This window comes from Candidatus Kosakonia sp. 282A-S69, from assembly GCF_029433855.1.
Lineage (GTDB): Bacteria > Pseudomonadota > Gammaproteobacteria > Enterobacterales > Enterobacteriaceae > Kosakonia > Kosakonia cowanii_A.
Genome location: NZ_JAROAU010000003.1, coordinates 1,451,379 through 1,466,683, shown reverse-complemented (window position 1 = coordinate 1,466,683; position 15,305 = coordinate 1,451,379). Strand labels below are relative to the sequence as shown.

At 48.8% G+C, this 15,305-nt stretch carries 10 protein-coding genes and 3 pseudogenes; 5 read left to right on the top strand and 8 right to left on the bottom strand.

The genetic code is table 11. From position 1 onward, the window contains the following. The first annotated feature begins 50 nt into the window (after positions 1 to 50). Positions 51 to 1,703, top strand: coding sequence for a C4-dicarboxylic acid transporter DauA (gene dauA / locus PU683_RS12605; protein ID WP_277174285.1), 1,653 nt, complete (start codon positions 51 to 53; stop codon positions 1,701 to 1,703). Here dauA and PU683_RS12600 read toward each other — a convergent pair. Together PU683_RS12600 and ychH are read right to left on the bottom strand one after the other, a co-directional pair. Next, positions 1,689 to 2,744 (bottom strand): MerR family transcriptional regulator, encoded by a 1,056-nt coding sequence (locus PU683_RS12600; protein WP_277171937.1) that lies wholly within the window; start codon positions 2,742 to 2,744, stop codon positions 1,689 to 1,691. The genes dauA and PU683_RS12600 overlap by 15 nt on opposite strands. Positions 2,745 to 2,859: 115 nt before the next feature. Further along, entirely contained in the window at positions 2,860 to 3,135 is a 276-nt protein-coding gene (gene ychH, locus PU683_RS12595) for a stress-induced protein YchH (protein WP_042711688.1), read from the bottom strand. 272 nt (positions 3,136 to 3,407) lie between these two features. On the opposite strand from ychH, the gene pth reads away from it, so the two are divergent. The 3 genes and pseudogenes from pth to PU683_RS22440 all read left to right on the top strand — a co-directional run. Then, complete coding sequence (gene pth / locus PU683_RS12590) at positions 3,408 to 3,992, top strand: aminoacyl-tRNA hydrolase (protein ID WP_023478596.1); 585 nt, start codon at positions 3,408 to 3,410, stop codon at positions 3,990 to 3,992. Between the two features lie 125 nt (positions 3,993 to 4,117). Then, positions 4,118 to 5,209 carry a redox-regulated ATPase YchF gene (gene ychF, locus PU683_RS12585; protein ID WP_277171934.1) on the top strand — a complete coding sequence of 364 codons (1,092 nt, stop codon included), beginning with the start codon at positions 4,118 to 4,120 and terminating at the stop codon, positions 5,207 to 5,209. Between the two features lie 202 nt (positions 5,210 to 5,411). After that, positions 5,412 to 5,548 (top strand): annotated as a pseudogene (locus PU683_RS22440) (tyrosine-type recombinase/integrase); the annotation flags it as partial. Positions 5,549 to 5,635: 87 nt separating this feature from the next. Here PU683_RS22440 and rdrD read toward each other — a convergent pair. Genes rdrD through rdrA form a run of 3 tightly spaced genes read right to left on the bottom strand, consistent with a single transcriptional unit; the run spans position 5,636 to position 11,801 of the window. After that, entirely contained in the window at positions 5,636 to 6,373 is a 738-nt protein-coding gene (gene rdrD, locus PU683_RS12580; protein ID WP_277171932.1) for an antiviral RADAR system accessory protein RdrD, read from the bottom strand. Positions 6,374 to 6,384: 11 nt separating this feature from the next. Beyond that, a complete protein-coding gene (gene rdrB / locus PU683_RS12575) occupies positions 6,385 to 9,087 on the bottom strand; it encodes an antiviral RADAR system adenosine deaminase RdrB (protein WP_277171930.1) in 2,703 nt (900 codons plus the stop codon). Beyond that, on the bottom strand, positions 9,087 to 11,801 hold the full coding sequence (gene rdrA, locus PU683_RS12570; RefSeq protein WP_277171928.1) for an antiviral RADAR system adenosine triphosphatase RdrA: 2,715 nt from the start codon (positions 11,799 to 11,801) through the stop codon (positions 9,087 to 9,089). Before rdrA ends, rdrB begins: the two co-directional genes overlap by 1 nt. Positions 11,802 to 12,379: 578 nt before the next feature. Here rdrA and PU683_RS12565 point away from each other — a divergent pair. Then, positions 12,380 to 13,567, top strand: a pseudogene (locus tag PU683_RS12565) (tyrosine-type recombinase/integrase). A gap of 271 nt (positions 13,568 to 13,838) precedes the next feature. Here PU683_RS12565 and PU683_RS12560 read toward each other — a convergent pair. From PU683_RS12560 to PU683_RS12550, 3 genes and pseudogenes are all read right to left on the bottom strand, one after another. After that, positions 13,839 to 14,279, bottom strand: coding sequence for a GNAT family N-acetyltransferase (locus PU683_RS12560; protein WP_277171926.1), 441 nt, complete (start codon positions 14,277 to 14,279; stop codon positions 13,839 to 13,841). Positions 14,280 to 14,480: 201 nt separating this feature from the next. Beyond that, positions 14,481 to 14,692, bottom strand: a pseudogene (locus PU683_RS22435) (RHS repeat-associated core domain-containing protein); the annotation flags it as partial. Between the two features lie 16 nt (positions 14,693 to 14,708). Further along, on the bottom strand, positions 14,709 to 15,182 hold the full coding sequence (locus PU683_RS12550) for a hypothetical protein (RefSeq protein WP_277171924.1): 474 nt from the start codon (positions 15,180 to 15,182) through the stop codon (positions 14,709 to 14,711). Positions 15,183 to 15,305 lie beyond the last annotated feature (123 nt).

The following is a 15,305-nucleotide window of genomic DNA, read 5'->3' as shown; positions in this document are numbered from 1 at the left end:
CGCTTCGCAAAAGAGTGACTCCTGTGAAAACGTTACTTTCTCCCCACATCATGCCTTTTCGCGCGCTGATTGATGCCTGCTGGAAAGAAAAATATACCGCCACCCGCTTTACCCGCGATCTGATCGCCGGGGTCACCGTCGGCATCATCGCCATTCCGCTGGCGATGGCACTGGCGATTGGCAGCGGCGTCGCGCCGCAATACGGTTTATACACTGCAGCTGTCGCCGGTATTGTGATTGCGCTGAGCGGCGGGTCGCGCTATAGCGTCTCCGGCCCGACGGCGGCCTTTGTGGTGATCCTCTATCCGGTTTCGCAACAGTTTGGCCTTGGCGGTCTGCTGGTGGCGACGCTGATGTCCGGCCTCTTCTTGATTCTCTTCGGCCTGGCGCGCTTTGGTCGGCTGATTGAGTACATCCCGCTCTCCGTGACGCTTGGCTTTACCTCCGGGATTGGCATTACCATCGGCACCATGCAGATCAAAGACTTCCTCGGCCTGCAGATGGCCCATGTGCCGGAGCATTACCTGCAAAAAGTGGGCGTGCTGGTGATGGCGTTGCCGACCATTAACCCCGGCGATGCCGCCATCGGTGTGGTGACGCTCGGCACGCTGATCCTCTGGCCGCGTCTGCGTTTGCGCGTGCCAGGGCATCTCCCGGCGCTGCTGGCCGGTTGTGCGGTGATGGGCGTGGTTAACCTGCTCGGCGGGCATGTCGCGACCATCGGTTCGCAGTTTCACTATCTGCTGGCTGACGGCAGCCAGGGCAACGGCATCCCGCAGCTGCTGCCGCAACTGGTGCTGCCGTGGGATCTTCCCGGTTCAACTTTCACCCTCAGCTGGGATTCCCTGCGCGCCCTGCTGCCAGCGGCGTTTTCCATGGCGATGCTCGGCGCGATTGAATCCCTGCTCTGCGCCGTGGTGCTCGACGGCATGACCGGCACCAAGCACAAAGCCAACAGTGAACTGATTGGTCAGGGGCTGGGCAATATTGTCGCGCCCTTCTTTGGCGGCATTACGGCGACCGCAGCGATTGCCCGCTCGGCGGCAAACGTGCGCGCCGGTGCCACGTCGCCCGTTTCGGCGGTGATCCACTCCCTGCTGGTGATTATGGCGCTGCTGGTACTGGCGCCTCTGCTCTCCTGGCTGCCGCTCTCGGCGATGGCCGCGCTTCTGTTGATGGTGGCGTGGAATATGAGTGAAGCGCATAAGGTGGTCGATCTGCTGCGCCGTGCGCCGGCCGATGACATTGTAGTCATGCTGATCTGCATGTCACTGACGGTGCTCTTCGATATGGTGATTGCCATCAGCGTCGGGATTGTCCTCGCCTCGCTGCTGTTTATGCGCCGCATCGCGCGTATGACGCGTCTTGCGGCGGTGAATGTCAGCGTGCCGGATGATGTGCTGGTGCTCAGGGTGATCGGCCCGCTCTTTTTCGCGGCGGCAGAGGGGCTGTTCAGCGATCTGGAGACGCGCATCGCCGGAAAACGCATTGTGGTGCTGAAGTGGGATGCCGTGCCGGTGCTGGACGCCGGTGGGCTTGATGCCTTCCGCCGTTTCGTCAGCCGCCTGCCGGAGGGGACAGAGCTGCGCGTCAGCAACCTGGAGTTTCAGCCGCTGCGCACCTTTGCCCGCGCCGGTATTCAACCGATCCCCGGCAGGCTGGCCTTCTTCCCGAACCGCGACGCGGCGTTAGCCGATGTGTGAACCCGGCGCGCCGTAGCGGTTGCGCATCATCACCTCAATGGCCCGCTGGAGCCACTGCAGCACAGCGGGCGTCATCCACGTGCCCTTCATCAGATGCGGCTCCTGCTCCATCGCCGTGCGGAACTTCTGCTGCGTTTGCGGATCGCGTCCGGCATAGGACTGAAACAGATCCAGCCAGTTTGCCGCCAGCGCCTGCGCCTCATCACTGTGTGGTTCCAGCTCGCGGCGGCTGGCATCGTGCAGTTTTGCCACCAGCGCAGGCCACTCCATCATGCGGTCAAAGTAGTGCGCGCGAGTGAAGGCCATCTCCTGCGGCGTTAAGTAGCGCTGCCAGATTGCCAGCTTGCTCTCGGCAAAACTGCGGGTGATGTACTCCGTCATGGCCGGCGTAATGCCGGTCTGCTCACGCATCTGCGGTTCAGCGCTGTGCATCTCATTCAGGCGCGTTAAAAATTCCGGCTTGTTGGCCGTGTCCTGCTCAAGGCGCGTCATCCAGCGAGTCGCCAGATCCATTGCCTGTTCATCATCCGCTGCCACGTTATTCGCCATCAGCGTTTGTGCTTCGCCAACCAGTGCTGCCCAGACGCGATCGCGCGCGTCATCGCGAGCGGCAAACGGTAACTCATTCAACTCTTGTGGCGTAAACCAACGATCGTACATTTTCATCAACTCCAGTGTCTGTAGCCAGGACTCCAGGTCGGGCTCCGCGCCGCGGGTAAGATCGTCCCGTAAATCGACAAGCCGATCGCGCAGGGTCACGATATCGCGCACCTGCCTGTCGAGCCGGGTAATCTGATCATTTAACAGCTCCGCCAGCGGGCGCGTTTCCCGCGCCAGGTAGTCGCCAATTGCCGCCAGTTCCATCCCCGATTTCGCCAGCGCCTGGATCATCTGCAGGCGTTTCACATCAGCGAGGTTATAGAGCCGGTAACCGGCGGCGCTTCGGGCAGAAGGCAGCAGCAGGCCAATATGCTCATAATGATGAAGAGTGCGAACGCTAATGCCCGCGCGTCGCGCCAGCTCACCTACCTGAATTAACATAACTGCTCCTTTCGTGCTCCACAGACGTCACTTTCGTGCCTCACGTTACGTGAGGGTCAAGCAAAAGACCAAAAAAAACGGCTCCCGCAGGAGCCGTTATCGAAATCAGTGCTGATTAGCCGTGGTTTTGCCGGTCACGACGGCAGCGTTTGTCATAGTGACGCACCCACCAGTATTTGTCGCACACCTCTTCATGACCGCTGACGCGCGCGCCAGCCAGCCAGAGCACCGCGCCAAGGAAGATGCTGAGCACCGCGCCATGGGCGAAAAACTGTGGCAGGTTAATCTGCGGAAGCTGGTTAAGAACCGAATAACCGACGCCGACAACCATCACAATTAACCCCAACCCCATGAGCGCATTGCCGAGTAACGACGCGTTTCTACGTTTCATGTGTCACCTCCGAACAGTGGGTTGGATGGGATATCCCCAATCCTTGTGTGCAAAGTATAGGCAGCGCCCTTTTTACCGGTTGCGGGCAGGATCACAATTACACATATCCGCCTAACATAAATTTACACATAACCTCATGAACTAGTTGAAATTCGAATGATTGACCTGAGTAATTACTTTCATGTAATGCGTGAGCAGATGTGAGAATTTTGTCATCGCGCGCCGCTCGACGTAAACTACGCGCCGGACATTGACCTGGTCAGGAAAAGAAAGTGACGATAAAACTGATTGTCGGGCTGGCAAACCCCGGCGCGGAGTATGCCGCGACACGCCATAACGCTGGCGCATGGTATGTGGATTTACTGGCGGAGCGCGCCCGCGCGCCGTTACGCGATGAGCCGAAGTTCTTTGGTTTTACCTCGCGCATTCAGCTGGCGGGTGAAGATGTGCGCCTGCTGGTGCCCACGACATTTATGAACCTGAGCGGTAAAGCCGTGGCGGCAATGGCGACTTTTTACCGTATCAACCCTGATGAGATCCTTGTGGCGCACGATGAACTCGATCTGCCGCCTGGGGTGGCAAAGTTCAAGCTCGGCGGCGGCCACGGCGGCCATAACGGCCTGAAAGATATCATCAGCAAGCTGGGCAATAACCCCAACTTTCACCGCTTACGCATTGGAATTGGCCATCCGGGCGATAAAAACAAAGTTGTCGGTTTTGTGCTGGGTAAACCGCCGGTTTCAGAACAGACGCTTATCGACGATGCGGTAGACGAAGCGGCGCGTTGCACCGAAGTGTGGCTGAAAGAGGGGCTGACCAAAGCCACCAATCGCCTGCACGCTTTTAAGGCGCAGTAAGCGCGCTGAGCGCCTTTTTTGCCGCGCGTGACATTGGTTATGTGTATACTAGGCGAAGTTTTTCACTTTTCGACAATCCGTTTTCCATAACGGGTTGATTATCAAGAGATTAAGGTAATTACATCATGGGATTCAAATGCGGTATCGTTGGTCTGCCTAACGTAGGTAAATCCACCCTGTTCAACGCGCTCACCAAAGCGGGTATCGAAGCGGCGAACTTCCCCTTCTGTACTATTGAGCCGAACACCGGTGTCGTACCGATGCCCGATCCGCGTCTCGATAAGCTGGCGGAAATTGTTAAACCGCAGCGCGTCCTGCCGACCACCATGGAGTTCGTTGATATCGCAGGCCTGGTAAAAGGCGCGTCCAAAGGCGAAGGCCTCGGCAACCAGTTCCTGACCAACATCCGTGAAACCGAAGCTATCGGCCACGTAGTGCGCTGCTTCGAGAATGACAACATCATTCACGTCAACAACAAGGTCGATCCGGCTGAAGATATTGACGTTATCAACACCGAGCTGGCGCTGGCGGATCTGGATACCTGCGAACGCGCGATCCATCGCGTGCAGAAGAAAGCCAAAGGCGGCGACAAAGATGCGAAAGCCGAGCTCTCCGCGCTGGAAAAATGCCTGCCGCAGCTGGAAAACGCCGGTATGCTGCGCTCGCTGGATCTCTCTGCTGAAGAGAAAGCGGCTATCCGCTACCTGAGCTTCCTGACGCTGAAACCGACCATGTACATTGCTAACGTCAACGAAGATGGCTTCGAGAACAACCCGTACCTTGACACCGTGCGCGAAATCGCCGCGAAAGAGGGTTCCGTGGTGGTTGCCGTTTGCGCCGCCGTTGAGTCTGATATCGCCGAACTGGAAGATGCTGACCGCGATGAGTTTATGGCTGAACTGGGCCTGGAAGAGCCGGGCCTGAACCGCGTGATCCGCGCCGGTTATGAGTTGCTGAACCTGCAAACCTACTTCACCGCTGGCGTGAAAGAGGTGCGCGCATGGACCATTCCTGTCGGTGCCACCGCTCCGCAGGCGGCCGGTAAAATCCACACCGACTTCGAGAAAGGCTTTATCCGTGCGCAGACCATCGCCTATGAAGATTTCATCACCTACAAAGGCGAGCAAGGCGCGAAAGAGGCCGGTAAGATGCGTTCAGAAGGCAAAGAGTACATCGTGAAAGATGGCGATGTGATGAACTTCCTGTTTAACGTCTAAATAAAATTTGTTGTCTCGTGAGGCTTCATAACACCTCATGAAGCTCACAAAACTCTCTAAAATCCACGCACTTGCGTGGATTTTTCATTCCACATTGTCTCATGTGATCACATGGAAGCGCAGTCTGAAATGAGTACAATCCGTTTCCATTATCATTTTTGGTGAGTGCAGTAGCGGTATAAAAAATAGTCAAGCACCCGCTATGCTCACTAATACGCAATGCCGCACTGCCAGGCCAAAAGAAAAACGCTATCGACTCAATGGCTTTAATGGTCTCTACTTCGAAGTGAAATCCAATGGCAAAAGGCGTGACGCTATGGGTTTGGACTCAACGGTAAACTTCTGCTTTAGGGTAAAATTACCCTTATGCCATATAAAAACCCATGCAATTGCGTGGATATTTATATGGCATGAATTTAAAATCGATTACGCTTTTAGTTTATTTTCAATCAATGTCATAAAATAAGATGTATCGCTAACCGTATCTTGGTTCTTACTGTGATCGGCTTCATCAACAAGCTTTATATACTCGATGAAATGGGACTCTTCGAATTTTATATTTATTTTATCACGAAAGACATTCAATTCATTGAGACGTTCTAACCTTCTGATATAAAGTTTGAAACGCTCATTTTTCCGAGTTAATCCTAAAGTACGATCAATAAGTAAAGGGCAAAGTGTTAGAGCCAGAAATGTGAGAAAACCATAGTATAATTTATATTCACACCCATAGACAGACAAAAATAAAATTATAAAACCCATGAACAAGATAACGTGTGCAAAATTTTTATAACCTGCTCTAGACATTTTTTTTATGCTATTAGTAGCCTGCGAGCAAAATTTACGATTAAACATTAACCACTGTATTGACAATACCAAAATAATAATAGCGACTCCCCAAAACAGACTATTCCATGAGGGTAAATTTAGGACATCTATCATCGCACTCACTTTCTCCAACCCTACTTGTTTCGTCAAACTTAAACAAAAGAAAAAAGTAAAGAACATGAGAAACGGAATAGCATAAAGCGAAATTCTACGAATTAGAAAACGAGGCCAATACGACTTGCACTCTTTTTCCCGTAAATTTTTCAACTCTTCTTTGAGCTTAACTTGTAACCCATTGGCATCCGTATATTTAAAACCAGGCAATGTACTACTCAAGATAAAATCCTCTAGTCAATAATTTCAAATACATTTAAATGATTACGCTGAAACTGCTCCAGCCCGTACAGGCGAAGCCTCTCCAGCCAATATTCTGCCATCGTACGGCTGACACCACGCTCAATAGCAGCCTCTCGCAGTAGTAAAAATTCCGTCCGTAATGTCGTAGGCATTATCCCAGGATCGTCAGTATTGATCAGAACCCTGACAGGTCCACGTCGCAATCCATAGCGATTGAATTCAGCACCAGGTTTCAAAAGTTCTTCATCCGGAGGATTCCAACGAAAAATAGGATGCTCTACGTGCTTTTTAAATCGCGCGATATATACGTTTGATGTTGGGTTAGTTTCGATAATTAACCCTTTGCGATCATAGCGATCAAGCAAATAATCCTGCAATGCATGCATAAACTGTAGTTCTACTGGTGTATCAATATCCTGGATAATGTCTTTAACGCTACTCATCCGCTGACGCAGTTTGCCGGGAGTTCCCAGGCCAATCAACTCCTGTGTACTCCATTCATCCGCGACCCGCACTACCACCAGTTGTGGAGGGAGATCGTCAAGCAGTCTGGAGTGTCGTTGCTGATAAAGTTGCGCCGCCACACTGTCTTTATCACTTAACGTTGACCAGTCTGGTAGTGCGCATTTCTCCTGCGAGGTTAACGGCGCTCCACCGTGGAGTTGTCGGAGACGATACGAGCAATTACGCCGCAGAAGCCAAGCCCGGTAGAGTGTATCAGGCGTGATATTTTTTAGAGATGGTTCATCACCGTTAGCTCGTTTATCCGCCACGCTACAATCTATTTGAGGTAGTCTCTCCTTGCACCAATCACAACGCGCGACAAAACGTGCAATGCGCCGCTCAAGCAGCGGTAATACCGCCTGTGCAAGTGGCAATGAACCCGACAAAACCGTGGCATAGTGCCACTGCCAGACAAGATTATCTAAATGCTCATCCAGCGGAAGTATCATCTCTCCATGCCGCTTCGCCCAGAGCGCAGGTTCAATTCCCAACGCGAGCGCATGGCCCAATCGGTCCCCCTCTCGCATCTCACAAAAGCGCACCGTTTCATCGATATGACGCAACCCCGACGCTGGATGCGCATAATCCTCCCCGGCATGGATGCTGAAATGAAAGCTCTTACTGGCGCGAAGCCCATCGGGCACCGGATAAAGCCCGCTGCGCAGCCATCGTAGCATCGGTGCAAAACCCGCAATTTTCAGGGCATTTTCATCCCCTGCAATATCCAGACCCCGAAACCAGTTCGACGGCTGAAAATGAAAGTGCGGGTTGCGTTTCCCTCCTAAAAATATCGGATGATTCCAGCCATTGTGGCTGTAGAGCTTCTGCAGCAATCGCTCTGCCTCCTTCCAGTTGGCCTGCAAATCAGCCTTTGGTCGCTTACCGCGGCCTGCCGTTTTAGAGCGTGAAAAATGCCCACAAAACTGCCAGCGCTCAAGCACTTCAATGTAGCGCAGCGCGCGTTCGTCTGGCTTAATCTCATGTTCACCAAAAACATAAGGTGGAGAAACGAGCGGTACACCAAGGGTCTTGAGCAGCGACGAGGAAAAACCTGCCACCATTTCATGGCCAAAAGCAGTCGGGGATGCCTTCACTTCGGCCATATCGTCTTTGCCGGCAAACAGATAACGCATATTGCTGCTGTCAGTTTTCTTGCCCGAGCGCAGCGCACCGCCGAAATAGCGTTCGGTAAAACGCGTAAGCCCCTGCCCGTCCATAATAATGCGACGTCGAAGCGCATTAACCGTAAGCCAAAAGCAGAGTATGGCAGTGCGTTCAAGCGGATGGGTGTCTTTCAGCTGGTAAGTGTGGCAAAGATAAAGCTGAAGCCACAGCCAGCGTGAAGGATGCTTTCGGTCAGAGGCATGCGCCAGCTGGCCTAACAGCCAGCCGGGACTGACGTTTTCTGTTCCTCGATTCTTTTTAGCGAGGATTAGCCAGTCTGGGAGACTCAGGCTTTTCGTCATCGGGTTACTCAAGGTTGCATACTTCTTGAAAACCGTTTCAAACCGATCGGAGAGTAATAAGGAAAGCAGTGACTTTGCCCGAACCAACAGCGGCGTTAAATCATCGCGCTCTTCAAGTGCCCACAGCGATGCTTTCTTGCTTTTTGGCAGTTCAAGATCTTCAAAAAGATAACCATCCAGGATGGTATCTCCCGCCGTCACCCCGCCCAGATGGACGTGCCCCTCCGCAAAAGGTTTGCCCGCGCTGGCAGGCGGTGCGAAGAACGGATTCTGCGCCATCACCACCCGGGTGATGTCTGACAATCGCGGAGGAGGACTTTGCTGTAGCCAGTTGCCAAGACACCAGCCCGCAAGCAGAGCCGGGTCCAGTTCTGCCGCTATCCGCACATAGTCTTGTACCTTATTCTCGCGGTAGTAGAGTAAATCACCATTACGTAGCAGCAGTTGTTCTGCAATGACATCCAGCCAAGGCAGTGCCGGGCTGGTCAACAAGCCATCATCACAGATATTCCCCATTAGCTGGCGCACGTCGGTCAACCGATAAGTGCGCGGATAACGGTTATCAATACTCTCAACGAGCAGTTGGTAGCACTCCTCCTGCAATGACGACCACGTCGTAAAATCATCCGGTGGCGATAACAGGATCGCCCAAAAGCGCTTTGACAGGCGCTCGTCGGTGAAGAAACACCCTGTTGCATGTTCACTCAACGACCGGGTTAACATTATTTGTCACCACTTAGGTTAATTTCACTGTATGCCTCTAACAGAATTTTCACTGCTGGATCGCTAGGAGAGAACTCACTGATTACAGAATTGATAAATTGATCGGCTTCTTTTAGAGGTTTGTACAATGCCGTTAGCCGCTCTTTAATGATTTTTTTTGTTAACTTTTCATTCTCATCGATGCCTAATCTGTCAATAATGAATCGCCGAGCTTTCGTCAGTTTTCTCTGATTTATTATTTTTCTCGTATCATCCTGATTTTTTGATGGATGTTTTAAATCTGCTAATAATACTTCATCGATCCATCTTTTGAGAGGATGTGAACTCAGAACATAACTGACTGTTCTACTCATCTGACCAAAAGCTTGTCGATTCATAGCACTGCGACTTGACGGTCCTTGCTGTAGATTCTGTTCAGGGGTAAATGGTCCGAGGTTGGTACGGAAATTAGCATGTTGATAGAAATTTTTTGAGGAGTTAATATTAGTCGTCACTACCACGTCTGGTAACCCGAACAACTCGCCTTTTTCAAAACTACCAAATGCCGACCAAGTTGAATAAAATACTCGACCTACAATATTAATTGCCTTAGTAATATCCTGCATACCCTTTTGGTCAATAGCATTACTTGCGACCTGACTGTATACTTTGTTAAAAACCTTATATACCATCCAAGGTGATATTTTTAATCTATCAACATTATTTTCTTTTCGCCATAGTTTAATATCTTCATACAAACACTCCAATGAATTTTCTAATCTATCTTCACGATCATAGGATTCTTCTTTTTCGAGATCATCCACATTCCCTCCAGAATCTTCACCCTCAGCCTCATTAATTTTTAATTTTTTAGTTGGCGCAAGAGCGCTGGCAGAATAAAATGGTGAGCGTTGTAAGATTCGTTGCAGATCTGATAACTCCAGATCTGAGATCAAGCTGGCAATGATAATTTCAAAAATTCGACCAATATTAAGAACAATCGACTGCTTTGCATTTGTATAAAAATTCCTTTGTGTTAAAGCACTAATAAGAAAAATTGCCTTATCATTCAATTCTTCACTAGCGTTATTGCTCTCAACGTCCTCCCAATACTTCCATCTCAACCCCGAGTTAATACCTGTTTCTGCAATAGGATAAGGCAAAATTGTCATTTTCCCCTTGATTACCGAAAGCCAGCCTTCTGGTAAGCTTTTAGATAATTGCGACTCCCAATCGGTCAAGCTTTCTCCTGCATTAAAAATGACGTATTCAGGGCGATCCTGAAGCAAGGGCTGGAAAAGTACGGTATCAAATATCGAATTGTTACGATTCTTACTATTTTTCCATTCAGCCCAATTTAGCTGAGCTTTAAGGGTTAAATAGACGGCGCCAGCTTTTGGTTCGAACTGAAAATAACTCAGCAACTTGTTGATCCAACACATATCATCAACTAATTTACCGTTTTCGTTATTTTTCATTCCTACTGGAGAATGTTGATAATTCCATGCTAGATATTTTTCATTGAAGACTTTATAGGCATCAGCATACTCCCGCTTAGCTTCTTTACTGAGCTCCCGGTGTTTCAACGCAAAAGCTTCAACTACTGGGCGTGGAACATCAGGCATCTGCCACCAACGGCGAACAGTAAGAGGAGTATCCATACTTTTAAGTTCTGGTGGAAGTTCTATTATTAAATCACCACAGTGATTTATAAACTGCGTTAGGGCACGAATCGATGGAATCGGTAGCGGTAAATCGCTACCCTCAAGACCGTTCACCGGGCCGGTGATAAATATCTTCAGCCAAGCCATAAAGTTGCGCAACGGGATACCGTCTTTGTCCAAGGTAACATCCATACCGTCTTGCTGCCAGTAATCACTCACGGCGGGCATACTTAATCTACGCGGCAGTGGTAATATTTTACGTTGGTACTCAATTGCCAATTCCTTAGCTATATCATAAGACTTCTTACGTTCATAAGATGAGTCTTTATTCAACCGTCCATGAAAATCTCGCCAGCATACTTCGTCATACAGGCGACGATCGCCACTTACAATCGGCAATACGTACGGAGATGTAAGATAACGACGCAATATTTCCAGATTTTCAAACGCTCGGTTAAGCGAAGTGTCCACATCATCAATCGGCAGTATTAATAATTTTCTCCCAATTAAATCCAGGGTGGATTTTAAAAATGCTTCAACGCAATTTGCCAGATGCTTGCTGCCATAGAGGGAACGGATTTTATCCATCCCTCGCTGACTGTGTTGCAGGTCAATGGATTCAAGGCCATTGGCTAAATTTTCAAGTTTCTGGATAAAGAGTCTCGATTTATCAAGGTCTTTACTTTGCGCCTCTTTAATTTTTTTATCCTGAAGTACTGCAGCAACAATGATATGTAAAAACAGCGATTCACCATCTTCAAGCAGAGTCGGGTCGATGGGATCGAGAATATGAATATCTCCCGCAAACTCTTTATGATTACTTTCCAGGTAATCTCTTAAATTCACTAGTACCGATGTTTTACCCGTTCCTCTTTCACCGTCAATCGATATTGCCTTATGACTGCGCGTTTCGTTAAACGATTCTGAATTTTTCGGTACTTCATCAACATCCTTAACAGCCTTTTCAATGAACTGGGCAAGCTGTTCATAAATTTTACGAGGAAGTAAGGTATCTGGATCCTTGAGGACCGCAGACTCTCCGCTGTCTAATGGTATGTATATCGTGTTCACAGTAATCCCTTTACGGTCGTTTTTGATGGGTAACAGAAGGTGAAACTGTGAATTTTGATGCAAAAATAAATAAAATCAAGATGGCAATTAGAATAATCTCAAAATAATTCAAATTCTAATTATCTTAGTCCGTAACAATATTCTGCTAAAGAAGAGTGAATTTGGCCTGCTCTCCTGCAATTGACATATCACCATTAACAAACAAAAAAATAGTGCAACCACTCCTAGTGGATAAAAATTGTTCGGAGTTGATGTAACTAGCCCCAGATATCAACATCAATATAAATGAATACTTTTATGAGTATAAAAACATCAAATAAAAATTAAAGCCTTAAATAACATATAATTAGCTTGTTAATCACAGCTCAACGTCTAAATAAAATGTGTTGTCTCATGAGGTGTCAGAGCATCTCATGAAGATCAAAAAAGCCTATAAAATCCACGCACTTGCGTGGATTTTTCATTCCACATTGTCTCATGTAATCTCGTGTAAGCGCAGTCTGAAATGAGTACAATCCGTTTCCATTATCATTTTTGGTGAGTGCAGTAGCGGTATAAAAAATAGTCAAGCACCCGCTATGCTCACTAATACGCAATGCCGCACTGCCAGGCCGAAAGAAAAACTCTATCGACTCAATGACTTTAATGGTCTCTCCCTCGAAGTGAAACCCAATGGCAAAAAGGCGTGGCGCTATGGGTTTGAACTCAACGGAAAATCAAGCATGTTTGCGTTGGGTGAGTATCCAGCGATAAAGCTCGCCGAAGCTCGAGAGAAATGCGAGCAAGCGCGTAAGCAAGTCGCAGATGGAGTTAGCCCGACACAGGCTCGTCAGTTAGATAAGATCCGCAAGGTCAATGACGCTTCTGACACCTTTGAGCTGATCGCCAAAGCGTGGTTGCAGATGAAAGACTGGGCCGAAATTACCAAAACACGCCGACTGGATAGGCTTGAACGTGTGGTTTTCCCCGCAATCGGCAAACTTCCTATCAGGGAAATCACCCCGCACCACATTCTTAAAATTCTTCAGGAAACGGCTAAGCGCGGCGCTCCGACAGTTGCCGCAGAAGCCCGTCGCACCGTTTCATCAATTTTCGAGTTGGCAGTCGCGACGCTTAGAGCAGATAGCGATCCTGTATGGCCTGTGCGCAAGGCCCTTCCGGCGAATAAGACACAGCACACAGGTAATGAATCCTCAGCAAATCGGGAAGCTATTAAGCTGTTTTGATAACAGTCGCGGCTCATATCAGGTAACTATTGCATGTGGCTAATGTGGTGGACGCTGGCGCGGCCAGCCGAAGTCACCGAGGCAGAATGGTCAGAATTCGATCTCGATCATGTACTATGAACCATTCCGGCAACGCGCATCAAAGCTCGCAGAAAGCATGTTATTTCCCTTCCCTCCCAGGCCGTCAACATGCTCAAAACGCTACAGGGATTAACCGGGCATCGATACCATACATTTCCGGGCCGTGGTAACCCGCGTGGCCCGATGACATCACACTCGCTGCGTCAGCTACTTAAAAGCCCCGGCTGGGGAACTTACAGCCCACATGCAACCCGAACAACAGGCAGCACATGGTTAAACGAGCTGGGCTATCGCCCTGATGCTATCGAAGCTCAGCTTGCGCACGCTGATACTAACAACGTTCGCCGCACGTACAACCATGCAACTTATATCGATGAGCGAAAAGCGATGATGCAGGAATGGGCTGATAAGCTTGATGGATGGGTAAGCAGCACTGACATCAGTGTTGATGTTTCATAAACGCTGATGCATTGGTGTTTTATTCTTGACTAAGATATATTTATTAAAATTTAATTCCAAACCACAATCCAACCGACAGTCTATATAAACAGGGAACGACAGATGCTTATAGTTTTCGGTTTTTGTTGATCACGAGTTGCCTGAGAGTTACAAGCCCTGCTGCCCTCCCTTCCCACTTCATGCCCTTCCAAAAGTTTTCTATGTACAGCATGTAGATGTTACAAACGTCTGCTGAGTGCCAGAAGCGGACATTTACGAAAGGTTTTTTTGCTTAAACGCAGCGAAGTTTTTCTAATCTAATATCGGATTCGCTCACATTTTCTTTCTCAACCCAGCCCAGCCGCCCGTAAAATTCTGCCGCACGACTGTTTTTGTCGGTTTCAAGCCAGGCAACCTCATGATGTTTGAATAATTCCTGCTCTGCGAGTTCAACAAGGCTGCGACCTACACCTCTGCCTTCATATTCAGGAAGAACAAAGGCCGCAAAAAGAGAACCTTCATCAAGTATAATCATCGAAAAACCAATCACTTTGCCGTCATCTACGGCAACCCATGCGCAACGACTTTTTTCAATCATATCGCTGACGCTGCTCTCGGTAATTCCCATCAGTTCCATTTCTTCTCGACTGAGATAATTTTCTTTAACCGAAGTCCTGACGTCAAAAATATCTTCTATATCAGAGGGTACAGCTAATCTTGTCCTGATATTCATTTGTTTTTCTCCATTCATGAGACAGTATAATTTTGAGGATTAATGAGTGATTTTCTTTAAGGATATAGAATCTTTTGCGAAATTGCCGCGAACTTCCGCTTCTGGCTCATAGCGGACGTTCATCATCTGCAAACACTACACGTCTTTGAAACACCCTCTTTGGTTGACATCAAATACAAATGCTCACCCGTTGCGACGCTATTCCGTGCAGTTGCCTGCGGCGTCCCAGAAGAAGCGCTCTTCTTTCTGCGGTTCGACGGCCTTCGTCACCTGCCCTGCGGCGTCGTAGCCCCACTGGTACTGGCTGTACACTTTTCGCCGGAAGTTGTCTGCGTCGCGTCGGTGTGTATCTGCTGGACTATCTGATCGGTGCGGCCCCAGCGGTAGCGGCGCTAGAACACCAGTTTGCGGCGCATTCCGCCAGGGGTGTTAGTAAATTATTAGCTCGCCCTGGGGCCACAGACCGGCCCAGCCACAGGGCATATGACCTTGCTCATAAATAGAAATAAGATTCATAAAAAAAAGTGGCTTATTTAAAAGGGGACTATAAGCATCCTCTAAAAAATAATTTAATAAATCCCACTTTATATTACTAAGCAAAACCTTTTGATCCCCTCCTATAAGAGGGATTTGTGGAACAACTTTACTTTCAATGATAACAGCAGCAGCATCTGCGAGCTTGTTCCATTCAAGAAAAGCATTCACATGTTTTTTTGCCAACCAACCTGTGATATTATTTCGGGCTTCTAAAGTAACATTTTCCCACTCTTCACTTTCTAGATTAAGTTGAAAAGCATTTATATTTTTAACGCGTATAGTGTTAGGAATAGAGCTATCTTTTCCTGCATTTGAAAGCCAATTGATTCTTAATAACTTTTCGATCGATGCCTGGTTTATATTCATAAGTTCATCTGATTTCTTCTACTGGAATTATTGGGACACTCAAGCCACCGAGAGCGTCATACTGAATCCTGCTCTGGATATCATACCTTACAGCTTGGTTAACTTGGTGCGCATGTAAGCTCT